Source organism: Niallia sp. FSL W8-0177, assembly GCF_038006285.1.
Lineage (GTDB): Bacteria > Bacillota > Bacilli > Bacillales > Cytobacillaceae > Niallia > Niallia circulans_A.
Window position 1 is genome coordinate 568192 of record NZ_JBBOUX010000001.1, and the last position, 24700, is coordinate 592891.

The window sequence follows — 24700 nt, forward strand, 5'->3', positions numbered from 1 at the left end:
ATACATGGAAAAATTATTAGAAGTAAAGGATTTACAAGTCTCATTCCATACGTATGGAGGAGAAGTGCAGGCAGTTCGTGGAGTATCCTTTGATTTATACAAAGGAGAAACATTAGCTATTGTTGGTGAATCTGGATCAGGTAAAAGTGTTACGTCCCAAACATTAATGAAATTAATCCCGATGCCTCCTGGCCATATTAAAGGTGGACAAATTTTATTTGATGGAGAAGATATTGTTCAAAAAACAGATAAAGAGATGGAAAGTATCCGTGGGAAGGAAATGAGTATGATCTTCCAAGATCCTATGACATCTTTGAATCCGACTATGCGTATTGGTACACAAATCATGGAAGTACTGATAAAACATCAGCAAATGAACAAGGAAAAGGCAAAAAAGAAAGCAATTGAATTGTTAAGTTTAGTTGGAATTCCTAAACCAGAGAAAAGAGTGGATCAATATCCGCATGAATTTTCTGGTGGGATGAGACAACGTGCGATGATTGCTATTGCTTTAGCGGCTAATCCACATCTATTAATTGCAGATGAACCAACAACAGCTTTAGATGTTACGATTCAAGCGCAAATTTTAGATTTAATGAAAGATTTGCAAGAGAAAATGAATACAAGCATTATCTTCATTACCCATGATTTAGGGGTAGTGGCAAATGTGGCTGATCGTGTTGCTGTAATGTATGCTGGCCAAATTGTTGAAATGGGAACAGTTGATGAAATTTTTTACGATCCTAGACATCCTTATACATGGGGGCTTCTTGCATCTATGCCAAGTTTAGACAATGATAATGAAGATGAGCTTGCTGCTATTCCAGGAACACCTCCAGATTTAACGAATCCTCCTGTAGGAGATGCATTTGCTGCGAGAAATCCATTCGCATTAGCAATTGATTTTGAACAAGAGCCGCCAGTGTATCAAGTGTCTGAAACACATTTTGTGAAATCGTGGTTACTGCATCCGAATGCGCCAGCAGTAGAACCAGCAGCTTCAGTTAAAGAAAGAATAAGAACGTTACCCTCTAACTTTGAAACACCAGTATTAGTAAAGGGGGATAAATAAAATGGCAGAAAAGTTATTAGAAATAAAAAATCTGAAGCAGTATTTCAATGTCGATACTCCTAATGTTGTCAAAGCAGTAGATGATATTACCTTTGATATTTTCAAAGGAGAAACATTAGGTTTAGTAGGCGAATCTGGCTGTGGGAAATCTACAACTGGTAGAACAATTATCCGCCTTTATGATGCAACAGGCGGTCAAGTTTTATTTAATGGAGAAGATGTTCATGGAAGAAAATCAAGAGCGGAATTAAAGAAATTTCATCGTAAAATGCAAATGATTTTCCAAGACCCGTATGCTTCTTTAAATCCTCGAATGACCGTTGCTGATATAATTGCAGAAGGCATTGATATTCACGGTTTAGCGAAAAACAAAAAAGAGAGAATGGAAAAAGTATATGAGCTGCTTCATACAGTTGGTTTAAATAAAGAGCATGCCAATCGTTATCCGCATGAGTTCTCAGGCGGTCAAAGACAAAGAATTGGAATTGCGCGTGCATTAGCTGTAGATCCAGACTTTATTATTGCTGATGAACCAATTTCTGCATTAGATGTTTCTATTCAAGCACAGGTAGTAAACTTGATGAAGAAGCTTCAAAAGGAAAAGGGTTTAACCTATCTATTTATTGCCCATGATTTATCCATGGTGAAATATATTAGTGATCGTATTGGTGTGATGTATTTCGGGAAATTAGTGGAAATAGCGCCTGCAGATGAATTATACAATAATCCGATTCATCCATATACACAGTCGTTATTGTCAGCGATTCCTCTGCCAGATCCAGAAACAGAGCGAACAAGAAAAAGAACGGTTTATGATCCAGCGGTTCATCAATATCAAGAGGGTGAAGAGCTTAAAATGAGAGAAATTAAACCAGGACATTTCGTTTATTGCTCTGAAAGTGAATATAAAAAATATAAAATACAATGAGAGAATAAGTAAATCCCAAGCCGGCAATCCTTGATTGTCGGCTTTTTAGAATGGTTGCCTACGCACAGTTGGGAAATTGCTAGATTATGCTTGATTGTGTTTGTTACAATAAAAGGGATACATCATGGATAGAGTCTCAATAGATAATAGATACTGTATGTAGATGGGAGTTTTCACGATGAAAAAGAAAATATTATCCATTGGATTAAGTATATATTTGTTGATCCCCAATATTGCATTTGCAAAAGGGGAAAAGGTAATTCCTAAACAACCAACTAAACAAGTAGAAATTATGGTTAAACATTTGCCAGCTTCTTTACCTAGAATGAAGACTAACCTTAATTTTACATATCCGGATGCTGTGAGAGGTATTTATGTAAACAGTCAATCCATTGAAGGAAACAAATGGAGTCAATTAATGGAATTAGTGAAAACGACAGATTTGAATGCTATGGTAATTGATTATAAAGAAGATCATGGTAATTTGACTTTTATGCCGGAAGAGGATTCGCCTTATAGAGAAATTGGCAGCCAATCGATAAAAAATATGACAGTGCTTTTACAGGAGCTTGAAAAGGAAAAAATTTATCCGATTGCGCGAATTGTTGTCTTTAAAGATTCTATATTAGCTAAGGAAAAACCCGAATGGTCTTTTGTCCAAGGAGAGAAGGTTTGGACGAATGGGAGAGGAGAAGCGTTTGTTAACCCGTTTGAAAAAAAGGTCTGGGATTATAACATTAATATTGCTATCGAAGCAGCTAAAATGGGGTTTCAAGAGATACAGTTTGATTACGTGCGTTTTCCAGAGGGATTTGAAAATAAAGGAGATATACTAAGCTATACGAAAGGAGATTATCATAAATTAAATAAGAGTGAAGGGGAGAAACGAGTAGAAGCAGTTACGGACTTTGTCCAATATGCAAAAGAAAAATTAAAGCCATATAATGTGAAGGTTTCTGTTGATATATTTGGATATACAGCAACCTTAGAAGAAGCTCCTGGAATTGGCCAGAATTTTTCAAAAATAAGCAAACATGTCGATGTTATTTCTTCTATGATCTATCCAAGTCACTGGACAAATTATTTTGGGATTGAAAAGCCCGATTTATTCCCCTATGAACTTGTAAGGGAGTATATGAAAGTAGAAAAGCAAAAATTAAATCAATTAGAGAATCCACCTATTTCAAGACCATGGCTACAGGATTTTACAGCTGCCTGGCTGGGCAAAGATAATTATCAAGTATATGGAAAAGAAGAGGTTCAAAAACAAATTGAAGCTTTGAATGATCAAGGAGTTAATGAGTTTTTATTATGGAATGCTGGGAATAATTATACGAAGAATGTCGATTACACACCGAAAAATAAAGAGGATAAAGGAGATTAAATTAGATGCATTGGTACGATAAGTTAAATCAATATTTTCCTGTGGAAGAAATGAAATCACAAGAGCATATGGAAGCATTACTAAAAGACTTTCCAGAATATTATCATAAGGATGAAGGGAAGTATCATGTGTTAATGTATGTGGAAGCAGAGGATTTTGTTTTTGTCGATTATTTATTTGTCTCTGACGAAGCAAGAGGGCAGGGGCTTGGTCATCAATTAGTGGAAAAACTGAAAAAAAAGGGAAAACCGATTATTTTGGAAGTGGAACCGATAAATTATAAAGATAGTGATACGAAAAAACGGCTAAAATTTTACCGGCGAGAAGACTTTAAGCATGCAACCTCTATTGGTTATAGACGTTTATCCCTAGCAACTAGGGAAGTGAATGCAATGGAAATTCTCTACTGGGCACCTAATAATGAAGGAGAAGATGTCGTTTATCAAGCATTGGTAAGAACATATAATAAAATTCACACATATAAAGATTTACAGTTTTACGGAGAATCATATGAACCAGTTGATGAGGTAGTCCAACTAAATTTGGAACAAAAACGAAAAAATTTATTCGATGAAATTTGATTAAAGTGTAATAAAACAGCTACCCTCAAGGTGACAGCCCTCCTACAAAATGAGCGGTCACCTTGTAACGAAGATAACTGCTGACGATAAGCTGCCATATATAAAGAAGAGTTTTATTAAAATCTTTTTATATTTTCATTAAAATCTCCTTAATTGAGAATAGATAGAGGTTTAATAGAAAGAAATATTGGGTATATAATCAGAAAATATATATTTAGACCAAATATATTAACAGATGAGATAATTTTTTGAAACTTTTTTGGTTTTCAAACGTCTATAATGATAAGTAATAAAATAACTGAAGGATTCGTACTTTCATAACGAGTTTTTCTTACATAAAGGAGGAGAATCACAGCAAATACCTATAGCAGCTTATATACAGAATTTAATGATACTTGTGGATAAATTTTTTAAAACATATACCATAAAGCAAACAATTAGTGTATAATAATTAATATAAATTACTTGATTGAATTAATTATAATTTAAGAATTAGCAAGAAAATAACTCAAGTTATTTATAATCATAATGAATGTAGTTAATTACATGTCTAAATAAAGGGAGCGTGAATTTGTAAAATGGTAACATTATACACTTCACCAAGTTGTACATCCTGCAGAAAAGCAAAAGCATGGTTAGAGGAACATGAAATCGCATATAAAGAAAGAAATATATTTTCTGAACCGCTTTCTATTGAGGAAATTAAAGAAATTCTTCGTATGACGGAAGATGGAACAGATGAAATTATTTCAACAAGAAGTAAAACTTTTCAAAAGTTAAATGTGAATTTAGAAACAATGCCATTACAAGATTTGTTTGGTATTATTCAAAATAATCCAGGTCTATTAAGACGTCCAATAATCATTGACGAAAAAAGACTACAAGTAGGATACAATGAAGATGAAATTCGCAGATTCTTACCAAGAAAAGTTCGTACTTTCCAGTTAAGAGAAGCACAAAGATTAGTTAACTAATTAAGAAGAACGTATAAAAAAATCTGGCTTAAGGCGGTACTAAATGAAAATTTGGTATCGTTCAGTCAGGTTTTTCTTTTTTATATAGTAACCAAGAAAAAACAGAGGCTTTCCTAGTTACTTAAGGTAGAAACCAATCTAACTTGATTAGATAGTCTGGTTATAGTGTTAGTAATTGTCTGGACTTTTTAGTTTGAAATAATTTCTATGAGGTAATACTACTAAATATAATGATACAGGAATATGGTATAAAAAAGAACTAATTGCTGACTTCGAATAAGCCTTCATTTATTTAGATAATTGAAAATTGTGAATGCTTTTTGAATAGGCATTTAATGGTTTTTTCCATTCCCAAGATATTTTAATTCCATTTATACTGCTTTTGTCATAAAATATAAAGTACAAGGTACAATACAAGGAAAAATAAAAATTTTATTTCAGAAAATTTACTTGTAAGAAATAAAACAATCTGTATGGGGGTCTCTTGTCCCTTCCATCATAGTCTGAAGGGAGTGTTAGCGTATGGAAATTGAAAGAATTAATGATCATACAGTAAAGTTTTATATTTCGTATATTGATATAGAAGAACGTGGGTTTAAGCGTGAGGAGATTTGGTATAATCGGGAACGCAGTGAAGAGTTATTTTGGGAAATGATGGATGAAGTGCATCAAGAAGAAGACTTCATATTTGATGGACCATTATGGATTCAAGTTCAAGCTCTAGAAAAAGGGTTGGAAATCTTAGTTACAAAAGCGCAGCTTTCGAAAGATGGACAGAAGTTTGAAATTTCTATTCCAGAGGATAAGCTAAAGGATTTACCAATTGATGAACGTTTTGAAGATTTAATGGATCAACATTTTACGATTAAAGAGGGAGAAGAAGAGTACGATGAAAGTCTCGAGTTCCTCTTAACGTTCAATGATTTTGAGGATATTATTTCTTTATCTAAGATGCAGGGGCTAGAAGGGATCGATACGAAGCTTTATAATTACAATGGAAAATATTACTTATTTGTGCAATTTCTTGATGAAGAAATTGCAGAAGAGGAAGTAGAAAATGCATTGAGCATTTTACTTGAATATGCTCAAGAAGATTCTAAAATGACCATTCATGTTCTCCAAGAATATGGTAAAGTTATTATTGAGAATGAAGTCTTTATGGAATTAAGAAAGTACTTCCATTAAATAGTATCTGTGCCAATCATATACTAAAAAGTTAAAGAAACTCTACAATGTTCGGTCATAGCCTTTCATTGTAGAGTTTCTTGGCGTTTTGTGAGAAAAAGTAGAATATTTAAGTGCTGATCCTTCTGAATTATATAGAGACTTCTCCGGAGAGTGTAAATTTTAATCCAAAATAAATAGACTAATTCTCCCTTAATAGATTGATTATCGGGCGCCTGTGGAGTAATTTATGGTAATTATGGGTATATATATAGGAATAAAAGAGATAATTCTAAGCTTAATGTAAGTATATTGGGAGAATGGCGGTGTCTATTATGAATCATACTGCTAGATTAGGCTTGTTTTTTATCGTAGCGGTTCTGTTTGTTTATGTGTTTAATTTATTTTTCTCTATACAGGGAGGAATTTACGGACAATTAAGTTTAGTGATCAGTTTATCAGTTGTTTTTATCGGCTTGGTCATTTTCTTTGAAAATCGACATCCTACACAAACATTAACCTGGTTAATCGTCTTGGGGAGTTTTCCAATTATCGGGTTTGTCTTTTATCTATTCTTTGGCAGGAACTATCGAAAAGAAAGAATTTATCGTAAAAAATACTTTCTAGATAAAGAAGCATTCCTGAAGATCGAACAAGCAATTAGTTCGAGAAGAGAAGAAAAGAGAAAGATACTTGATGGACATCAACGGAACTTATTTCACCTAGCTGAGAAGCTTGGAAATACGCCTATTTCCTTCGGTACCTCAACAGAGATATTAACAGATGGAGAGGAAACATTTTCAGCTATTTTGAAAGAACTGAAGAAAGCAAAACATCATATCCACCTAGAATATTACATTGTAAGAGATGATGCCATTGGTCAGGAGATAAAGGATGTATTAGTTGAAAAGGCCAGAGCTGGGGTGCAAGTGCGTTTTTTATATGATGCAGTTGGTTCTTGGAAGTTATCGAAAAAATTTTGTTCAGAGATGAAAGAGGCAGGGATTGAAGTTATCGCTTTTGGTCCAGTTAAAATGCCTTTTTTTAATAGTAAGTTTAATTTTCGAAACCATCGTAAAATTATTATAATAGATGGCAATATTGGTTTTGTTGGCGGGCTTAATATTGGCGATGAATATTTGGGAAGAAATCCTTCCATTGGATACTGGAGGGATACTCATTTATTAGTAAAAGGAAATGCTGTAAGATCCTTGCAATTAATTTTTCTACAAGATTGGTACTATATGACGAACCATAGCTTTTTGACAGAGGAATATTTAACGCCTATTTCAGAGGAAAATTCGCATGGTGGGGTACAATTGATTGCGGGGGGACCTGACAATGAATGGAGCGTCATCAAAAGTATCTTTTTTAGCATGATTACTACGGCTAAAGAATCGATTTGGATTGCTACTCCTTATTTTATTCCAGATGAAGATATATTTTCTGCTATTAAAATTGCTTCATTAAGTGGAGTGGATGTACGTATTCTCGTTCCTAGTAAACCGGATAAAAGAATTGTTTTCCATGCTTCCCGCTCTTATTTTCCAGAATTACTAGAGTCGGGAGTCAGGGTCTTTGAATATAACCGCGGATTTATGCATAGTAAAATTATCATTGTAGATGGAGAAATTGCTTCCATTGGGACATGTAATATGGATATGAGAAGCTTTCATTTAAATTTTGAAGTTAGCGCTTTTTTATATAAAACAAGAAGTACCGAAAAGCTCGTAAAAGACTATCTAGAGGATATAAATCAATCAATCGAATTAGAAGAAGAGACCTTTAATAAGAGGCATTATGGCTATAGAATGCTTGAATCGACTTCCAGATTATTATCACCGTTATTATAAAGTGTTTTGATTCCATCTAAAGAGCGCGTATTTATGCTTATTTAAGATAATGAGCAAAAGCGAGCTCTTTTTTCGTATGGGACATTCTCTAAGAAAGAAGGAACAGAAATTGAAATAAAAAAGAAGTTTAAGAAGGGGATTCTAATCATAAACAAGAATAGGTATAGAATAAATTGAAAAGGAGGAAATTTCTTTGTTTACAGCCATGACAGAAGCTGGCGAAATAATCAACTTATTCACTAGGAAGGAGAAAGATGATTTAAAAGGCTTACGGCAAACTCCATTGTATTGTCCAGAATGTAAGGGACGTGTTCTCTTAAAAATGGGAGAAAAAAAGATTACACATTTTGCCCATGAAAGGAAAGCGTGTTGTTCAAGTAATGGAGAGGCGGAGTCTACTTATCATTTACAAGGAAAGTTGCAATTATATCAAAAATTAGTTGAATTGAATCTTCATCCCCTATTAGAGCCTTATTATCCAGAAATAAAGCAACGGGCAGATATTAGTTTTGTCTTTCGTAATAAGCAGTATGTAATTGAATATCAATGTGCTGTGATTTCTCCACAGTTAATCAAGAAACGTACAGAAGGTTATCGAAAAGTAAACATTCATCCTATTTGGATTATCGGCTTTTGCCATTTAAAGAAGTGGAATCCAATCAAATTGAAGCTTTCTGCATTTGTTTATCAGTTTTTCATCTTATACCGCAAACAATATCTCCTACCGTCGTATTGTCCATATGACCGGGCGTTTTATTTGATTCAGAACCCTATACCAATATCCATCTCCCAATCTTTTGTGACTACTTTTTGCTTTCCATTAGTAAAAATAGAGGGAAAGCAGCCCTTTATTCCCAGAAAAAAATGGCATTTTGCTTATTGGCGTGAGATTATTCATCGGCAAAAAACAAAGGATGTACATTACCAAACTAAAACAAATTATCAATTTTTAAAAGAACTGTATGCCCATGGTCTTCATCCCCATTTTTTACCCCCATTTATTGGTATCCCTTTAAAGGAAGGGGTTCTCCTCGAAACACCACCATTATATTGGCAGGCGACTATTTTTCTGGATAGCTTTAAAGAAGAGACGAAAATATACCCCCTTCAAAAGATTTATGTGAATTTCCATAAGAGAATTGAAAGGGGACAAATTAAAATAAGAGATTGTCCTTTTATAAGCGAGGTAGACTGGCGAGAAACAGTTAAACAATATATACTCCTTCTGGTGGAACTAAAGGTTATAGAGGAAATAAAACCTTGTTTTTATCAGATGCTTTATAAGAAGAAAATCAGAGATTATGAGATACAGGAACAGGAAGAAGTAATGTTCTATAAGCAATTAAAAAATTTGATCAATAAGCAATAAAGATAAATGAAAAAACATAAAATACATATGCTATTGTATATGTAGAAAAATTGCTCATGCATTAAAATCGGAAATAGATCGAAAATTTGGTAGAATAAGAAGGAATTGGTTTGGAAACAGAGAATATTTAATAACGTTTATTTTCGAATTCCGAAATAAAAAAAGAGTGGAGGATGGAATATGTCAGCAGAAACAGGAGTAAAAAAATTACCACTGCGTAATGAGGTACCAGTAGAAGATACTTGGAGATTAGAGGATATATTTGCAAGTGATGAAGAATGGGATAAAGAATTTGAAGAAGTAAAGAAATTATCTCAAAAAGCAACAGAGTATCAAGGGAAGCTTTCCGAAAGTGCAGAGGTTCTTTATGAAGCTTTGCAATATCAGGATGAGCTTTTATCAAGACTTGGAAAATTATATACATATGCACATATGCGTTATGATCAAGATACGACTAATAGTTTCTATCAAGGCGTAGACGGACGTATTAAAAGCTTGTATGCACAGGCTGCAAGTGCGTTAGCTTACATGGTACCAGAACTATTATCCATTGATGAAAAAGTAATCAGTGCATATTTAGAAGAAAATAATGAATTAAAGCTGTATAAGAAGGCTTTAGAAGAAATCAATTTACAAAGACCTCATGTGTTAAATGCTGACCAAGAAGCCCTGCTTGCACAAGCATCAGAGGTATTAGATTCTTCTAGCAATACATTTGGGATGCTGAATAATGCCGATTTGGAGTTTCCAAGCATTAAGGATGAAAACGGAGAAGAAGTAGAAGTTACGCATGGCCGTTATTCTCGCTTTCTGGAAAGTGCGGATCAACGTGTACGCCGTGATGCATTTATGGCTGTCTATGATACCTATGGCAAATTTAGAAACACATTTGCTTCTACATTGAGTGGAGAAGTAAAAAGTCATACATTTAATGCAAAAATAAGAAACTATAATTCGCCACGACATGCTGCATTGGCTGCCAATAATATTCCAGAACAAGTGTATGAAAATCTAGTGGAAACAATTAATAAGAATTTACCATTATTACATCGTTATGTGAAATTGCGTAAAAAAGTCCTTGGCCTAGAAAAACTGCATATGTACGATTTATATACACCATTAGTCAAAGATGTGAAAATGGAAATTCCTTATGAAGAAGCGAAAGAATTAGTTATAAAAGGCTTGGCTCCACTTGGTGAGGAATATGCGTCTATCTTAAAAGAAGGCTTTGAAAACCGCTGGGTGGATGTACATGAGAATAAAGGGAAAAGAAGTGGTGCTTATTCTTCTGGATCTTATGGAACCAATCCATATATTTTAATGAACTGGCAGGATAATGTAAACAATCTATTTACGTTAGCACATGAATTTGGGCATTCTGTGCATAGCTATTATACAAGAAAATCACAGCCATATCCTTATGGTAATTATTCCATCTTTGTTGCAGAAGTAGCCTCTACTTGCAATGAATCCTTATTGAACGATCACTTGCTAAAAACAATAACAGATAAACAAAAACGTCTATATTTACTGAATCATTTCTTAGAGGGCTTCCGTGGTACGGTATTCCGTCAAACGATGTTTGCTGAATTTGAACAATTAATTCATGAAAAAGCAAGTAATAATGAGCCATTAACAGCTGATTTACTGACAAAGGAATACTATGCTTTAAATCAGAAGTATTTTGGGGAAGAAGATATTATTATTGATGAGGAAATTGGCTTAGAGTGGTCAAGAATTCCGCATTTCTACTATAATTTCTATGTATATCAATATGCAACTGGCTATAGTGCTGCAACAGCATTGAGTAAACAAATATTAGAAGAGGGGACACCAGCAGTGGAACGATATATTGAGTTCTTAAAGGCTGGAAGTTCTGATTATCCAATTGAAGTACTTAAAAAAGCTGGAGTAGATATGACAAGCAAAACGCCAATCGAAGAGGCATGCCAGGTTTTTGAAGAAAAATTGAATGAGATGGAAAGCTTATTAAACGAAATTTAATTGCCTTAAGAATAGTAAAGCGTGTGGTAGAGGAAAACTCTATTACACGCTTTTTTTCGTTTGCGAACAGTTTGAAATTATGAAGGTTTTGTGAACATCCCCCCAGATGTATTGCAGAAGATAATTAAATTATGATACTATTTAGTTGTGAAGTTAATCACAAACAAACTTATACCCCTTTGTTTGACCGTGAAAAATTTCTCCCATCCCCTTTGTTCGTAAAAGTAAAAAAGGCCTTGCCTTGAGACAGCAAGTCCTTTTTTATTTTTTTTCGTATTTCATTATAAAAAAATAGACATGGCATCTTAATAGATTACCATATCCCCCAGTTTTAACCGATATATTTCCAAAATACCCCGTATTTAGCTGGTATTTGTTCTACTAGTTGTCTTAATTGCAATTTCTTCATTTCTTTTTCAATCTCTTGAATGGATTTATTATAAACAACAGATAATTCCTTTGATGCAACAAGTTTAAAGCACTCTAAAAAGTTTTCTAGTGGCGGTGGAGCTGCTTTTTCTGGCTGAATCTGAAGCATTTCCTCGATAATTTGTACATATACCTCATATGGATAGTAACCGGTAACTTTAATCCCTTCCTCTTCAATATTCTCATTAAAGAAGACTAATGTTGGTATTTCATTTACTTCCATTTCCCTTGTGATTTTTAAATCACATTGAAAAGCTTTAGCTGCACTATTTGAATGAATATCTGATACAAATTCTATTACATCGATTCCTACACTTTTAGCACAGGACTTAAGAACTTCAAAGGTGGCAATATTTTTTTTCTCTAAAAACAATAGTTCTTGCAATTTTCGCAAGAATTTCATTCCAGATTTCCGTCCCTGCAATTCTGCTGCTTTAAGTGCGATGGAAGGTAAATGAGGAGAAACGATAGGGTTATCAAACCATAAAGAACCATCACATGACATTCCTGAACGACTAGCGGTTTTTTCCCAAAATTCGGCGATATTCGCATGCTTGCTCTTCTTACTACAATTTAAGGAAGATAATCTACCGCTTAATACATGTTTAAGGGAGAAATACCGTCCGTATTCAATCTGTAATTTTTTCATAATAGGCTCAAGCGCCCAGCATTCTGGACAGAGTGGGTCGATAAACATATATATTTCGAGTGGTTTTCTATCTTGGCAATTGTCATCAGCTGTTTTCGGCTTGGATATAGAAATGTCTTTTTCCATCACGTGTTATCACCTTTTTTAGTTTCAATTTCCTCCGAATTAACCATATGTTTCGCTGTCAGCACGAGTCTTGAAAAAATCTCTTCTCGTATTTCCTTATCTAAGTCTACTTCTTCCATGGCTTCATCCATACAAGATAACCATGCTAGGGCAAGCTTTTCTGTTATTGGAAAAGGTAAATGTCTCGCTCTTAGCATTGGATGACCATGTTCATTAGAGTAAAGAGGTGGACCGCCTAAAAATTGTGTGAGAAATTGTTTTTGCTTACGAGCAGTTTCTGTTAAATCTTTTGGGAAGATAGGAGCTAGGTCAGGATGTTGACCAACACGATTGTAGAATGAATCTACAAGTTTATTTAATGTGGCTTCACCAATTTTTTCATAAGGTGTCGACATTTTCTCGACCATATTTAAAACTCCTTTATCGTTCTTTTATAGCAGTACTTTAACTATATTGTAACAATCGATATTTCATTGTACAAATAAATAGCTTGTAAACAGGTCGAGAGGGACATTATGCCGTATAATGCTGCGTTACTTTAGCTACGTAATTCTGTGTTTCCTTAAATGGCGGAATGCCACCGTACTTATCCACATTACCAGGTCCAGCATTGTAGGCTGCTAAAGCAAGTTCGACATTTCCGTTATATTTATCTAACATTTGTTTTAAGTACTTGCTGCCACCCATAATATTGTCTAATGGATTAAAAACATTTTGCACACCTAACGATGTTGCTGTGCTCGGCATTAGCTGCATTAATCCAGATGCTCCGGCATAGCTTGTTGCATTAGGATTAAAATTGGATTCCACTTTGATAACAGAGCTGATTAACTTTTCAGGTAAGTTATATTTTTCTGCTGCTGTTTTAATCATTTCATCGAAATCAGAAGTGGTAGATGCCGATGAAGAAGACAGCTTGGTTAAACTTAATGGCATAAGAGGGCTAGTATTCGCTAAGCCTAATGGTATGGAAGCTGCTCCTAGTGTATTATTTTCAATTGCATTCGTTAATTTTGTCTCAGATGATAACATATTACTCAGAAAATCTTGAAAGAGGGTAGATGCACTACCTGTATTTTGTGAATTTAAACCTTGTAAAGCTTGGAGTTCAAGCATTACCTTAAACTGATCAATTTTCATTGCTTTCCTCCATTTATGAGAAATAAGACTATTTACATCAAGTAACAACACTTCGCAGTGAACAAAATAGAAGCAATAAAGTGGTGAATAAACTTTATTGCTGGTACAACGGTGTAGAATAATCTAGCAAATGTACTAAATTACTTTTGGTTATATTTTTCATCATAAAATCTGCGTACTTTGTTTTTTGTTTTTCTAACGGGAATTTTTAAGGTGGCTAATAGCTCCTGAAAGTAAATTTTTCCTTCTTCCCGATTGCTTACTTCATATTCTAACTCATAATCTTCTTTTTTTAAATAAAAACTATGGTCCAAAACTAGTAAACCATTTCCAATTTTCTTTTCCGCCCTAATTGTTCGTAGGCTTCCAAAATATATAATAGATGTTGGATCGATGTTCATGTTTCTTAACAGACTTGAAATTTGCTCATCACTTATTCTTCCAGTTGAAAAAATATCATCGCTTTCTGTTTTGGAAAGAATTTTATTTGTTTCTAAAAGCCCGTCTGGATGCGGCTGCTTTAATGTTAATTCATATTCTGCCTCTTTTTTACGAATTCGAAGTGCGGAGTGATTAGCTTTTAAAGCAAAATTACTAGTATCAAAGTAATGGTTTTCTTGTTCAAATAAATCTTCCTCGCTCACTTGAAAATGAGTTAGGAGCAGTTCATATTCTTCTTTTGTTAACATATTTTTAAATTCGATTTCAATGTTTTGATTTTTAGACATATATAGATCCTTTCTTAAACCATCTTGTCTATTATTATAATGGTAGAAAGAGAAACAAGCTATGTTCGTGTTTCCTTTATCTCAATCGACGTCTTCCGACGTACAGGATGTACTAGTGTCGACGTTGCCACAGGACGTGGAGTAATTAGTCCTCCAGTTTGTATACCGCTGACAAGGCGCTTCCGCTTTTCTATCTGTCTAGCTGCAGCGCCTAGCGGTTAGCAAACTTCAGACTACCTCCCTACGATAAGTCAACATCGATTCGCTGCCGCTTATCGTGTTTCCTTTATCTTAGTCGCTAGTCCTCCAGTTTGTACACCGCTGACAAGGTGCTTCCGCTTTTCTATGATAATTCTTGTGGTTGTGGTAAAATATGCATAGTTGGAGGGTGAATGATGAAACAAAAATGGCAAATTAAAGAGACAATTAAAAGGGAAAATGAACTAGTATTTCAACTGCAAGAGGATGTCAATTTAGAAAATGCGAAGGCATGTGGTCAAATACTTGTTGATTCTGATGCTCTTGCGTTTATATATTTACTTGAAAAGGAAAATGAATATGTTTATCTAGAAATTCCGGAAAGCGTATGGAAGGATTGTAAACAGGCATTAGAGTCAAATAGTTCATTTTTTATAAAAGATGAGAAGGGGCATTTATTGCTTGAAAACTTCAAAGAGGAATTAGAGTATTTAATTGAGAATATTCGAGGAAATGGAAATTATGGAGAGGATATGGAAAAAGGAGTTTCATCCGTTTTTCTATAATGATTTGTTAGATTGTATAAAGCAGGTTTATCCACTGTTTAATGGTGTAATTCTGCCTGTTTTTGAAAAAATAGATAATTAATCGACAAATCGTCTATAAAAGAAATACCTCGTCTGAAAAGAACCTTGGAATTGAGGTGTTATATATATGAAACAGTGGGATCAATTTTTGGCGCCCTATAAACAAGCGGTAGATGAGCTAAAGGTTAAACTAAAAGGAATGAGACGTCAATTTGATCATGAAGATGATCATTCTCCGATAGAATTTGTAACAGGGCGTGTAAAACCAATAGCAAGTATATTGGATAAGGCAAATGAAAAGGGGATACCTTTAGATAAACTAGAAACAGAAATGCAAGATATTGCAGGACTTCGAATGATGTGTCCATTTGTTGACGATATTATAAGAGTTGTTGAACTATTAAGACAAAGAAATGATTTTGACATTGTCGAAGAGAGAGATTATATCTTACATAGAAAAGAAAGCGGCTATCGTTCTTACCACGTGGTAATTGTCTATCCAGTACAAACCATAAATGGGGAAAAGAAACTCTTAGTCGAAATTCAAATTCGTACGCTTGCGATGAATTTCTGGGCGACGATTGAACATTCGCTAAATTATAAGTATAAAGGCCAATTTCCCGAAGATATTAAAATGAGATTGCAAGGAGCGGCAGAAGCTGCTTTTCGATTAGATAAAGAAATGTCTTTAATCCGGGGAGAAATTCAAGAAGCACAAGCTTTCTTTAACCGTAAGAAAGAAAATGATAAAAATAAGTAGTTTTTAGTTAGATCGTTTCTAAGCACAAAAAGAAATTCAAAGATATTCTGCATTTCTAAAAACTGAGAAGAGGAGCTACCAAACTTATGAAATTTGCCGTTACCTCAAAGGGTGATTCGAAATCAGAAAACTTAGTCCAAATAATTAAACAATATTTGCTTGATTTTGAATTGGTATATGATGAAGAAGAGCCGGATATTGTAATCTCCGTAGGAGGAGATGGGACACTTCTTTATGCATTTCATCGATACAGCAATCGTTTAGATAAAACTGCCTTTGTTGGGATGCATACTGGTCATTTAGGTTTTTATGCAGACTGGACGCCAGCTGAGTTAGAAAAACTCGTCATTGCGATAGCAAAAACGCCATATAACATTATTGAATATCCCATTTTAGAAGTGATAGTTCGTTATCAAAATGAGGAAAAAGAAACGAGATATTTAGCATTAAATGAATCAACGGTGAAAAGTATGGAAGGAACCTTTGTTATGGACGTAGAAATGAGCGGCAAACATTTCGAACGATTTAGAGGGGATGGTCTTTGTGTATCTACCCCTTCTGGAAGTACTGCTTATAATAAAGCTTTAGGCGGAGCGATTGTGCATCCCTCTATTGAAGCAATACAGTTGGCAGAAATGGCTTCCATAAATAATAGAGTCTTTCGAACGGTTGGCTCCCCATTAATTTTACCGAAACATCATACATGTGTGTTAAAGCCAGTGAATGAACCTAATTTTCAAATCTCTATTGATCATTTGAATCTTTTACATAAAAAAGTACATTCGATTCAATATCGAGTAGCAGAAGAAAAAGTACGGTTTGCAAGGTTTCGACCATTTCCATTTTGGAAACGAGTACATGATTCTTTCATTTCTGAATAAGAAATAGACAGGAGCGATAGCTTGAGCTTTACGTTAAAGTGGGTTATGCAGCAAGAAAAAAGTATGACCATTAAGGAATTTTTGAAGACTCAACATATCTCTAAGGCGGCTTTAACAGATATAAAGTTTAAGGGTGGGAAGATTCTTGTTAACGAAAAAGAAGAAAATGTTCGCTACACATTAAAGGAAGGCGATCAATTAGTGGTTTCTTTTCCACCGGAGCTGCCTAGTAGGGGCTTAATTCCAGAACAGATCTCGTTAAACATTGTCTTTGAGGATGAGTATCTCTTAATTGTACAAAAAGAGTCTGGGATGAATACGATACCATCAAGAGAGCATCCTAGTGGTAGTTTAGCTAATGCATTAGTAGGCTACTATCAAAAGCAGGGAATTGAAGCAACAACCCATATTGTCACGAGATTAGATCGGGATACATCTGGATTAGTGCTTATTGCTAAACATCGTCACATTCACCATTTACTTAGTGAACAGCAAAAAGGCGGTGATGTAAAACGAAAATATCTCGCTTTTGCTGAAGGACAAATTTCGCCGTTTACTGCTACCATTAATGAGCCAATTGGCAGATGCTCGGACAGTATTATTAAAAGGGAAGTAAGGAAAGATGGCCAAACAGCCATTACCCATTATCGTGTATTAGCACAGGATAAGCATTTATCCCTTATAGAATTGTCTTTAGAGACAGGAAGAACGCACCAGATTCGTGTTCATCTAGCTTATCAGGGACATCCGCTTTTAGGTGACGATTTATATGGAGGAAAACGAGATTGGATAAATCGGCAAGCCTTACATTGTTTTTTTCTTAAGTTTACGCATCCTGTGACGAAACAATCGATTACTTTTACAGTTGATCTCCCTGATGATATGAAAGGGCTTGAACGGAAAATAAAAAAGAGTGAAGAATCCATTTAAAAGGAAACTTCACTCTTTTTTGTTATTTTCTAAAGTAAATTAAAGATTCTTTGCTGTTTCTGTATCAAATGTGCGAAATTTTTCTTCTACAAGAGGCATACTGGAGGGCACAGATTCAACAGTTAGTTCTGGATATTGAAGTGCTGTTAATTTCCCTCCAAAGACCGCGCCGGTATCTATGTTGTATGTTCGATTCATTTCTCTTACATTGCGCACAGGGGTGTGTCCATATACAACAATCGGTTTTCCTTTATACTTTTTGGCCCAATCTCTTCTTACAGGAGAACCGTCTTCATGAACTTCTCCGGTGATATCGCCATAAAGCACAAAGGTTTTTACTTTATTATGGTACTTTCCAATATAATCTTCACGAATACCTGCATGGGCAATGACTATTTTTTGGTTATCCAAAATATGGTATAATGGTGCACTTTCGTATAACTCTTTAAACATCCTTTTGATTCTTTGTTGTTCTTTTTTATTTAATTGCTCCCATTCACAAACAGTGGTTTCCAAACCATGGGCAATTTTTACCTTCCTTCCTAAGAAAAAACGGTATAGTTTATCACAATGGTTTCCGGGTACATAATAAGCTAACCCTTTCTTTACTAATAAATAAACAGTTTCGATAACCGCTAAGGAAGCAGGACCTCGATCTGTTAAATCACCAACAAAGGCAAGCTTTCTTCCTGCTGGATGCAAGGGATAACCTTGGTCCCAAGTATAGCCTAATTTTTCTGTTAAAAGCGTAAACTCTTCGTAACATCCATGGATATCTCCAATGATATCAAGCTTCATTAAAATCACCCCTTTACCTTTTTACTATACCCAATTGCTATAATGTGCATTTTTGTTAATTGTTTCTCTATTTGGGGAATTATAAAGAGAGTATTTAGTTTATGTATAAATAAAAGACAAATCGTTTATCTTTTGTTACTATAAAAATCATATTATTTTTTTATGAAAGGAGGAAGAACAACGGTGGCAGAGAAAATATTGACAAATGAAGCACAGCATGCTGTAATTCTCCATTCTTTACAAAATGAAAACTTACAAGAATTCCGAAAAAATTTCCTTGATTTACATCCATACGATCAAGCTTCATTTTTTAAGGAAATGGAGATCGAAGAAAGAGCTCAAGTTTTTGAATATTTAGCTCCAAATGAGATTGCAAAGATGTTCGAGAACTTACAAATGGATAATTGGGAATATCAAACGTTATTTGCTAAACTGTTACCTGATTATGTTGCAGAGACATTAGCAAATATGTCCGTTGATGACGCAGTCGATATTTTAAATGTGTTGGATAAAGAGCAAGTAGAAAGCTATTTGGCAATAATGGATCAGCCAACTACCGCACGAGTTAAAGCACTTATGCATTACGAAGAGTCCACTGCCGGAAGTATTATGACAGTTGACTATATTAGTTTATCTGCAGAACAAAAAGTAGAAACCGCTATGGAGATATTGAAAAGAGAGGCTCCTAATGCGGAAACAATCTACTATGTATATGTCGTTAATGAACAAAAGCAGTTGGTAGGTGTCGTATCGTTACGAAGTTTAATTGTTAGTGATAATCAGATGCTCATAAAGGAAATTATGAATGACCGCATTTATTCTGTTTCTGTAAGTGAAGACCAAGAGGAAGTAGCAAGAAAAATGCAAGACTATGATTTTTTGGCGCTGCCTGTGGTTGATTTTCAAAAAAGGTTGCTTGGGATTATTACTATTGATGATATTGTAGACGTCATGCAAGAAGAGGCTTCAGAGGATTATTCTAAATTCGCTGCTGTATCAAACATGGATTTTGTTGATCAGCATCCCTTTTCTGCTGCCAAAAAGAGATTGCCATGGCTGATTATTTTATTATTTCTTGGCATGTTTACTGCAAGCTTAATTGGTCGTTTTGAAAAAACATTAGACCAGGTTGCTATCCTTGCTGTATTTATTCCGCTTATTGCGGGAATGGCTGGAAATACTGGAACACAAGCCTTAGCTGTAGCCGTTCGTGGGATAGCTACTGGGAATATTGGCAAAGAAAGCAGTTGGAAGTTAATAGGAAGAGAAGCGGGGACAGGGCTTATTACCGGAACAATTTGTGGGTTGCTTGTTATGATGGTTGTGTATATATGGAAGAGTGATTTCTTTTTAGGGATGCTGGTGGGAATTTCGATTTTGGGAACCCTGATTGTAGCTACAATAGCTGGGGCGATTATTCCCCTTATTATGCATAAATTTAAAATTGATCCTGCCGTCGCTTCTGGACCGTTTATTACGACAATAAATGATATTATCAGTATTTTGATTTATTTTGGTATGGCAACAATGTTTATGAGTTATTTAACAAATTAGAAAAAAGAGGAGGGATAGCGATGGCACATGGTGCTTCTTTCGCATCACTAGTTATCGTCGTGACGGTAGCTCTATTAACCCCTATTATTTTGCAGCGGCTTAAATTGAATGTCATTCCGGTAGTTGTTGCCGAAATTTTGATGGGATTAATTATAGGAAAAAGCGGTTTTAATCTAGTCGAACAGGATATGTGGCTAGAAACGCTATCAACATTAGGATTTATCTTTTTAATGTTTTTAAGCGGGTTAGAGATAGACTTTTCTGCTTTCTCTAGTAAGAAAAAAAGAGAGACACTACCTAATGGAGAATTGGAGCCAAAATCCTTTCAAACGGCAATTATTATATTTGTAGCAATTCTCGTTCTTTCTATTGGATTAAGCTTCTTGTTTGTACTTGCTGGTTTTGTTGATAGTACTTTCTTAATGACAATAATTATTGCAACTATCTCTTTAGGAGTAGTAGTACCTACTTTAAAAGAAGCAAATATAATGAAATCAGTTATTGGGCAAATTATTTTGCTGGTGGCTGTAATCGCAGATTTAGTCACGATGATTTTGCTCGCTGTTTTTGCTTCTATTCATGAATCAGGGGGAAATACTTGGCTGCTATTAATTCTTTTTGGGGCAGGATTAATTCTTTACTTTGTTGGTAGAAGAATAAAAAACAAAAAATTTATGGATACTCTTTCCCGAGGAACCGTGCAAATTGGTACGAGAGCAGTATTTGCCCTAATTATTTTTCTTGTTGCTTTATCCGAATCTGTTGGAGCAGAACATATTTTGGGAGCATTCTTGGCAGGGGTCCTAGTGTCGTTATTATCGCCAAATGAAGAATTGGTTCATCAACTTGATTCTTTTGGCTATGGATTTTTAATTCCTATATTCTTTGTAATGATTGGGGTGGAGATGGATATATGGTCATTATTTACTGATCTTAAACTATTGCTATTTATTCCATTGTTATTAGTAGCATTATTAGTAAGTAAGCTGCTGCCAGTCTATTATTTGAAAAAATGGTATGATACTAAAACGATTGTGGCTTCCGGATTTTTATTAACATCAACCTTATCCCTTGTTATTGCAGCCGCGACAATTGGGGAACGATTGAATATTATTACTTCGCAAATGAGTGGGACTTTTATTCTTGTAGCGATTATTTCTTGTATCATTACACCTGTTGTCTTTAAAAAGCTATTCCCTAAAGATGCTGCACGTGAAAAAGTGATAAATGTTTCTATTATTGGGGTAAATCAGGTAACCATGCAGGTTTATCAAGAGTTGAAGTCCACCCTGTATGATGTTACTTTCTATCATAAAAAACAAGAAAAACACGATTTTCAAATTGCTGACTCTTTATTTGAAATCATTGAGTTGGAAAATTATTCGGAAGATATACTGCAACAAACAGATATTTATGGAGCAGATATTGTAGTTGTTTCCACTGGAGATTCTTACTTAAATGCTGAGATGAGTCTCATGATAAAAAGGGCAGGAGTAGACCGAGTTATTTGTCGTGTCGAGAACATGGAGAAAGAAGAAGAGCTGCGCAGAGAAGATATCGAAGTTTTCTCTATGCTTACTTCAACGAAAGCTTTATTAACGGCATTAATTCAATCACCAAATATCTTTGCCCTGCTTGGTAATACGGAAACAGCATTACATGAGATTACATTAAGAAACAAAGAATTTGAAGGGATGTCATTGCGCTCATTCCCATTTACGGGAGACGTTATTTTCGTCCGCATTTTCAGAGGCTCTGATTTTGTCATTCCACATGGCGATACAGAATTACAGCTTAATGATCATCTTCTTGTTACAGGATCACACTCATATGTAACAGAATTAAAACGTCAACTAGAGTTTAATTATAAGTAAGGAAGTAAACCGAGCTTTCTCTTTCTTTTAACAATAGGAAGAGAAAGCTTTTTTAGAGTTTGGTTCCTTATAATGGGGGCGAAAATAGATAAAAGGAAGATGGTTTGTAATGAATAGTTTTTGCTGAAAGAAATAGTAGAGTACTTAATATAGAAGAAAATGATTAAAACGCCTATTACAACAGTGCTTTCTTTTTTTACGTTTTTGTAGTAAAATTAGTACTAGGTACTAATAACTTGTAATAGTATATAGGAGGAATAAGAATGACTTTTTCGTTAAAAGGCAAAACCTATGTAGTGATGGGTGTTGCGAATAAAAGAAGTATTGCATGGGGAATTGCGACTTCCTTGCATAAAGCAGGTGCGCGTTTAATTTTTACTTATGCAGGGGAAAGATTAGAAAAAAGCGTTCGTGACCTTGTTGCAACTTTAGATTCAACAGACAGCATTGTTTTGCCATGTGATGTTACAAATGACCAAGAGATTGCTACTTGTTTTGCAGCAATAAAAAAAGAAGTAGGAACCATTCATGGAATTGCTCATTGTATTGCTTTTGCTCATAAAGAAGAGCTGCAAGGTGATTATATGAATACAACAAGAGACGGATTCTTACTTGCCCATAATATTAGCTCTTATTCTTTAACTGCTGTAGCAAAAGAAGCGAAAGGGTTAATGACAGAAGGTGGAAGCATTGTTACATTAACTTATTTAGGCGGAGAGCGCGCTATTAGAAATTATAATGTAATGGGTGTTGCCAAAGCCTCCTTAGATGCTAGTGTTCGTTACTTAGCTGCTGATTTAGGAAAAGAAGGCATTCGAGTTAATTCTATTTCTGCAGGTCCAATTCGTACATTATCAGCAAAAGGAATCAGTGATTTCAATTCCATTCTTAAAGAAATTGAAGAACGTTCTCCACTAAGAAGAACAACTACTCCAGAAGAAGTTGGCGATACAGCATTATTCTTATTCAGTGATTTAGCAAGAGGGATAACAGGAGAAAACATTCATGTTGACTCAGGTTTCCATATTGTTGGTTAATTTCATTCAAGACAGCCGATCAATAGATCGACTGTCTTTTTTTGCTCTTTCCTTTGCTCCAATTCCACTCCCTTGTACTAGTTTTCTTTTTCATTATTTAAAGTTACATATTAGGCGAATCATGCATACATTAGGATGAATCCTATAAAATTTGTATTCTCTGTTTTAGGAGGTGATTATAGATGTATAGTGAGAATAATAAGCCTTATCTTTCTCAGTCAGGCACAAAAACGATGCAAGGCAATATGCAAGTGAGCTATTCAGCAAAAATTTCTAAACAGAAGCAATACAAAGAGCTGATGGAAAAAAAGCAGAAGGAAGAAGCGCTCCAAGAAATAAAAGCGAAAAAAGATGCTGCGAAAGAAGGAGCAGAAAAACTAGATACTACAAATGTTCAGGAACAAATTCAAAGCTATCAAGAACAGCAAGTGGAAAAAACACCAAGAAAACCAGCTTTTAAACGATTAAAAAGCTTTAAAGAAATGGGAATTGTCGAGAAATTAGAGTACTTACTTCATTTTCCGAAACAGTTACCACCAGTCCCATGTTTGGTTGTAACTGAGCAGGAGACTGTTCGTGGATTTGTTGTTGATTTAAATGCAGATAAAGTCGATATAAAATTAATGGATCAGACAATCGTTACTTTAAATATTGCAACGATCGATGAGATTAAAATGATTGGTATTTAAACAATCTTTTCCCGTTTTAATAGAGAGTTATTTCAAATTGGAATATTTGGCGTCATAAATATAATAGCAGTTATATTTACTATATTACTCGCTAGAATGTAAATGGCACCATTTTTCCATTTGGAATAACTTTTTTTCATCGGATACTATCGTACAAGCATAAAAAGTATTAGGAAGGATTGAAGGATACAATATTCAACAAATTCGTGAACATATAGGAATCAAACTCGTCTAATAACATGCTTGCTTCTTCTTATGCATAAAATATAAGGCGGAGAGAAAGGAGCGATAAATAAAACGGAGGCGTCTTAAAGACGACCTCCGAGTGTATAGCATATACAAAGTTAGTAATTTCTTAGTCACAAACATTTAAGTCAACGTCAGCGATACATTGAACAGCACAGAAGCAGCTTAAGTCAACAGTTATACAGCTTGAAGTACGTTGGAATCCTTCTAATTCACAAATTTTGCTTAAGTCGATTCCTTTGTGTCCAACGATATCTAGAGTTTCTCCATCTTTACCAATAGGAGCAAGAACTCTTAATACTGCACAGCAGTTATCAAAAACATCCTCAACTCTGAAAAAGATGGAAACACAGTTGCAGTCATGACCTGTAAAGAATGCATGGAATGGAGAGCCATCTGCACTGCTTAATACGAATACACGTGTATCTGCTTTTTTACGTTTTGATGGAGATACAAGAGATCCTAAAGGCTCTGAGAAACAGTTAGTTTCACATTCGCAATTGTCTTCAGCGTTATCCTGGATATCTTTAATGGCACGAACCACTTCGCAAACACAGCTGGATGTACCGTGAATATCTTCTTTTTTTCCACAACCCATAATTGTTTTCCTCCTTGTTTGTTTCTTTCTTTATGTTTCTTACATTACTAACATATTGCCGAAGAGCCTTATGGGTTACGGACAAACGCCTTTTTTCTTAAAATTTGGGCATATGACCATTCGTTTAGAATATTTTGGTCTATCGGA

At 34.7% G+C, this 24700-nt stretch carries 24 protein-coding genes; 18 read left to right on the forward strand and 6 right to left on the reverse strand.

Annotated features, from left to right (window positions below):
* Positions 1–4 precede the first annotated feature (4 nt).
* From NST77_RS02765 to pepF, 9 genes are all read left to right on the forward strand, one after another.
* Entirely contained in the window at positions 5–1072 is a 1068-nt protein-coding gene (locus NST77_RS02765) for an ABC transporter ATP-binding protein (RefSeq protein ID WP_341122716.1), read from the forward strand.
* A gap of 1 nt (position 1073) precedes the next feature.
* Positions 1074–2000, forward strand: coding sequence for an ABC transporter ATP-binding protein (locus NST77_RS02770; protein WP_341122717.1), 927 nt, complete (start codon positions 1074–1076; stop codon positions 1998–2000).
* 178 nt (positions 2001–2178) lie between these two features.
* Positions 2179–3384 (forward strand): putative glycoside hydrolase, encoded by a 1206-nt coding sequence (locus tag NST77_RS02775; protein ID WP_341122718.1) that lies wholly within the window; start codon positions 2179–2181, stop codon positions 3382–3384.
* Between the two features lie 5 nt (positions 3385–3389).
* A complete protein-coding gene (locus tag NST77_RS02780) occupies positions 3390–3965 on the forward strand; it encodes a GNAT family N-acetyltransferase (RefSeq protein ID WP_095330008.1) in 576 nt (191 codons plus the stop codon).
* 578 nt (positions 3966–4543) lie between these two features.
* Positions 4544–4939 (forward strand): transcriptional regulator SpxA, encoded by a 396-nt coding sequence (gene spxA, locus NST77_RS02785; protein WP_016204317.1) that lies wholly within the window; start codon positions 4544–4546, stop codon positions 4937–4939.
* Between the two features lie 522 nt (positions 4940–5461).
* Positions 5462–6124, forward strand: a complete 663-nt coding sequence (gene mecA / locus NST77_RS02790) for an adaptor protein MecA (RefSeq protein ID WP_095330007.1) — start codon at positions 5462–5464, stop codon at positions 6122–6124.
* Positions 6125–6438: 314 nt separating this feature from the next.
* The gene (gene cls, locus NST77_RS02795; RefSeq protein ID WP_163187688.1) at positions 6439–7956 is read left to right on the forward strand and encodes a cardiolipin synthase; all 1518 of its coding nucleotides are present in this window, start codon (positions 6439–6441) and stop codon (positions 7954–7956) included.
* 193 nt (positions 7957–8149) lie between these two features.
* The gene (locus NST77_RS02800; protein ID WP_341122719.1) at positions 8150–9325 is read left to right on the forward strand and encodes a competence protein CoiA; all 1176 of its coding nucleotides are present in this window, start codon (positions 8150–8152) and stop codon (positions 9323–9325) included.
* A 180-nt stretch (positions 9326–9505) separates the two neighbouring features.
* The gene (gene pepF, locus NST77_RS02805) at positions 9506–11329 is read left to right on the forward strand and encodes an oligoendopeptidase F (protein WP_095330005.1); all 1824 of its coding nucleotides are present in this window, start codon (positions 9506–9508) and stop codon (positions 11327–11329) included.
* 331 nt (positions 11330–11660) lie between these two features.
* On the opposite strand, the gene NST77_RS02810 is transcribed toward pepF, so the two are convergent.
* The 4 genes from NST77_RS02810 to NST77_RS02825 form a co-directional block, all read right to left on the reverse strand.
* A complete protein-coding gene (locus NST77_RS02810) occupies positions 11661–12533 on the reverse strand; it encodes a ClpXP adapter SpxH family protein (protein WP_095330004.1) in 873 nt (290 codons plus the stop codon).
* Positions 12533–12940, reverse strand: a complete 408-nt coding sequence (locus NST77_RS02815) for a globin domain-containing protein (protein ID WP_095330003.1) — start codon at positions 12938–12940, stop codon at positions 12533–12535. The genes NST77_RS02810 and NST77_RS02815 overlap by 1 nt, the downstream gene beginning before the upstream one ends.
* 106 nt (positions 12941–13046) lie before the next feature.
* Complete coding sequence (locus NST77_RS02820; RefSeq protein WP_123257251.1) at positions 13047–13673, reverse strand: lytic transglycosylase domain-containing protein; 627 nt, start codon at positions 13671–13673, stop codon at positions 13047–13049.
* 140 nt (positions 13674–13813) lie between these two features.
* Positions 13814–14401, reverse strand: a complete 588-nt coding sequence (locus NST77_RS02825) for a CYTH domain-containing protein (RefSeq protein ID WP_123257252.1) — start codon at positions 14399–14401, stop codon at positions 13814–13816.
* 24 nt (positions 14402–14425) lie between these two features.
* Between NST77_RS02825 and NST77_RS02830 the strand changes: the two genes are divergently transcribed.
* The 5 genes from NST77_RS02830 to NST77_RS02850 all read left to right on the forward strand — a co-directional run bounded on the left by NST77_RS02830 (position 14426) and on the right by NST77_RS02850 (position 17757).
* Complete coding sequence (locus NST77_RS02830; protein WP_204259905.1) at positions 14426–14623, forward strand: hypothetical protein; 198 nt, start codon at positions 14426–14428, stop codon at positions 14621–14623.
* Between the two features lie 173 nt (positions 14624–14796).
* The gene (locus NST77_RS02835) at positions 14797–15165 is read left to right on the forward strand and encodes a UPF0738 family protein (protein ID WP_095330000.1); all 369 of its coding nucleotides are present in this window, start codon (positions 14797–14799) and stop codon (positions 15163–15165) included.
* Between the two features lie 148 nt (positions 15166–15313).
* Complete coding sequence (locus tag NST77_RS02840; protein ID WP_095329999.1) at positions 15314–15946, forward strand: GTP pyrophosphokinase; 633 nt, start codon at positions 15314–15316, stop codon at positions 15944–15946.
* An 86-nt stretch (positions 15947–16032) separates the two neighbouring features.
* A complete protein-coding gene (locus NST77_RS02845; RefSeq protein ID WP_095329998.1) occupies positions 16033–16827 on the forward strand; it encodes an NAD kinase in 795 nt (264 codons plus the stop codon).
* Positions 16828–16872: 45 nt separating this feature from the next.
* Positions 16873–17757 carry an RluA family pseudouridine synthase gene (locus tag NST77_RS02850; protein ID WP_123260901.1) on the forward strand — a complete coding sequence of 295 codons (885 nt, stop codon included), beginning with the start codon at positions 16873–16875 and terminating at the stop codon, positions 17755–17757.
* Positions 17758–17796: 39 nt separating this feature from the next.
* On the opposite strand, the gene prpE is transcribed toward NST77_RS02850, so the two are convergent.
* Complete coding sequence (gene prpE, locus NST77_RS02855) at positions 17797–18555, reverse strand: bis(5'-nucleosyl)-tetraphosphatase PrpE (RefSeq protein WP_163187668.1); 759 nt, start codon at positions 18553–18555, stop codon at positions 17797–17799.
* Positions 18556–18717: 162 nt separating this feature from the next.
* Here prpE and mgtE point away from each other — a divergent pair, with 162 nt between their 5' ends.
* The 4 genes from mgtE to NST77_RS02875 all read left to right on the forward strand — a co-directional run bounded on the left by mgtE (position 18718) and on the right by NST77_RS02875 (position 23709).
* On the forward strand, positions 18718–20109 hold the full coding sequence (gene mgtE, locus NST77_RS02860) for a magnesium transporter (protein WP_163187670.1): 1392 nt from the start codon (positions 18718–18720) through the stop codon (positions 20107–20109).
* 20 nt (positions 20110–20129) lie between these two features.
* Entirely contained in the window at positions 20130–21983 is a 1854-nt protein-coding gene (locus NST77_RS02865) for a monovalent cation:proton antiporter family protein (protein WP_095329995.1), read from the forward strand.
* Between the two features lie 263 nt (positions 21984–22246).
* Positions 22247–23020, forward strand: a complete 774-nt coding sequence (gene fabI / locus NST77_RS02870) for an enoyl-ACP reductase FabI (protein ID WP_095329994.1) — start codon at positions 22247–22249, stop codon at positions 23018–23020.
* Between the two features lie 182 nt (positions 23021–23202).
* Positions 23203–23709: a CotO family spore coat protein gene (locus NST77_RS02875; protein WP_095329993.1), complete on the forward strand. Its 507-nt coding sequence runs from the start codon at positions 23203–23205 to the stop codon at positions 23707–23709.
* 355 nt (positions 23710–24064) lie between these two features.
* Here NST77_RS02875 and NST77_RS02880 read toward each other — a convergent pair whose 3' ends face one another.
* Complete coding sequence (locus NST77_RS02880; protein WP_095329992.1) at positions 24065–24553, reverse strand: CotY/CotZ family spore coat protein; 489 nt, start codon at positions 24551–24553, stop codon at positions 24065–24067.
* Between the last annotated feature and the right edge of the window lie 147 nt (positions 24554–24700).

What these genes read in the sequence shown, in the direction of transcription:
- NST77_RS02765 (WP_341122716.1), top strand. Translation starts at nt 5, where the DNA reads ATGGAAAAATTATTAGAAGTAAAGGATTTACAAGTCTCATTCCATACG.
- NST77_RS02770 (WP_341122717.1), top strand. Translation starts at nt 1,074, where the DNA reads ATGGCAGAAAAGTTATTAGAAATAAAAAATCTGAAGCAGTATTTCAAT.
- NST77_RS02775 (WP_341122718.1), top strand. Translation starts at nt 2,179, where the DNA reads ATGAAAAAGAAAATATTATCCATTGGATTAAGTATATATTTGTTGATC.
- NST77_RS02780 (WP_095330008.1), top strand. Translation starts at nt 3,390, where the DNA reads ATGCATTGGTACGATAAGTTAAATCAATATTTTCCTGTGGAAGAAATG.
- spxA (WP_016204317.1), top strand. Translation starts at nt 4,544, where the DNA reads ATGGTAACATTATACACTTCACCAAGTTGTACATCCTGCAGAAAAGCA.
- mecA (WP_095330007.1), top strand. Translation starts at nt 5,462, where the DNA reads ATGGAAATTGAAAGAATTAATGATCATACAGTAAAGTTTTATATTTCG.
- cls (WP_163187688.1), top strand. Translation starts at nt 6,439, where the DNA reads ATGAATCATACTGCTAGATTAGGCTTGTTTTTTATCGTAGCGGTTCTG.
- pepF (WP_095330005.1), top strand. Translation starts at nt 9,506, where the DNA reads ATGTCAGCAGAAACAGGAGTAAAAAAATTACCACTGCGTAATGAGGTA.
- NST77_RS02810 (WP_095330004.1), bottom strand. Translation starts at nt 12,533, where the DNA reads ATGGAAAAAGACATTTCTATATCCAAGCCGAAAACAGCTGATGACAAT.
- NST77_RS02815 (WP_095330003.1), bottom strand. Translation starts at nt 12,940, where the DNA reads ATGGTCGAGAAAATGTCGACACCTTATGAAAAAATTGGTGAAGCCACA.
- NST77_RS02820 (WP_123257251.1), bottom strand. Translation starts at nt 13,673, where the DNA reads ATGAAAATTGATCAGTTTAAGGTAATGCTTGAACTCCAAGCTTTACAA.
- NST77_RS02825 (WP_123257252.1), bottom strand. Translation starts at nt 14,401, where the DNA reads ATGTCTAAAAATCAAAACATTGAAATCGAATTTAAAAATATGTTAACA.
- NST77_RS02835 (WP_095330000.1), top strand. Translation starts at nt 14,797, where the DNA reads ATGAAACAAAAATGGCAAATTAAAGAGACAATTAAAAGGGAAAATGAA.
- NST77_RS02840 (WP_095329999.1), top strand. Translation starts at nt 15,314, where the DNA reads ATGAAACAGTGGGATCAATTTTTGGCGCCCTATAAACAAGCGGTAGAT.
- NST77_RS02845 (WP_095329998.1), top strand. Translation starts at nt 16,033, where the DNA reads ATGAAATTTGCCGTTACCTCAAAGGGTGATTCGAAATCAGAAAACTTA.
- NST77_RS02850 (WP_123260901.1), top strand. Translation starts at nt 16,873, where the DNA reads ATGCAGCAAGAAAAAAGTATGACCATTAAGGAATTTTTGAAGACTCAA.
- prpE (WP_163187668.1), bottom strand. Translation starts at nt 18,555, where the DNA reads ATGAAGCTTGATATCATTGGAGATATCCATGGATGTTACGAAGAGTTT.
- mgtE (WP_163187670.1), top strand. Translation starts at nt 18,718, where the DNA reads ATGAAAGGAGGAAGAACAACGGTGGCAGAGAAAATATTGACAAATGAA.
- NST77_RS02865 (WP_095329995.1), top strand. Translation starts at nt 20,130, where the DNA reads ATGGCACATGGTGCTTCTTTCGCATCACTAGTTATCGTCGTGACGGTA.
- fabI (WP_095329994.1), top strand. Translation starts at nt 22,247, where the DNA reads ATGACTTTTTCGTTAAAAGGCAAAACCTATGTAGTGATGGGTGTTGCG.
- NST77_RS02875 (WP_095329993.1), top strand. Translation starts at nt 23,203, where the DNA reads ATGTATAGTGAGAATAATAAGCCTTATCTTTCTCAGTCAGGCACAAAA.
- NST77_RS02880 (WP_095329992.1), bottom strand. Translation starts at nt 24,553, where the DNA reads ATGGGTTGTGGAAAAAAAGAAGATATTCACGGTACATCCAGCTGTGTT.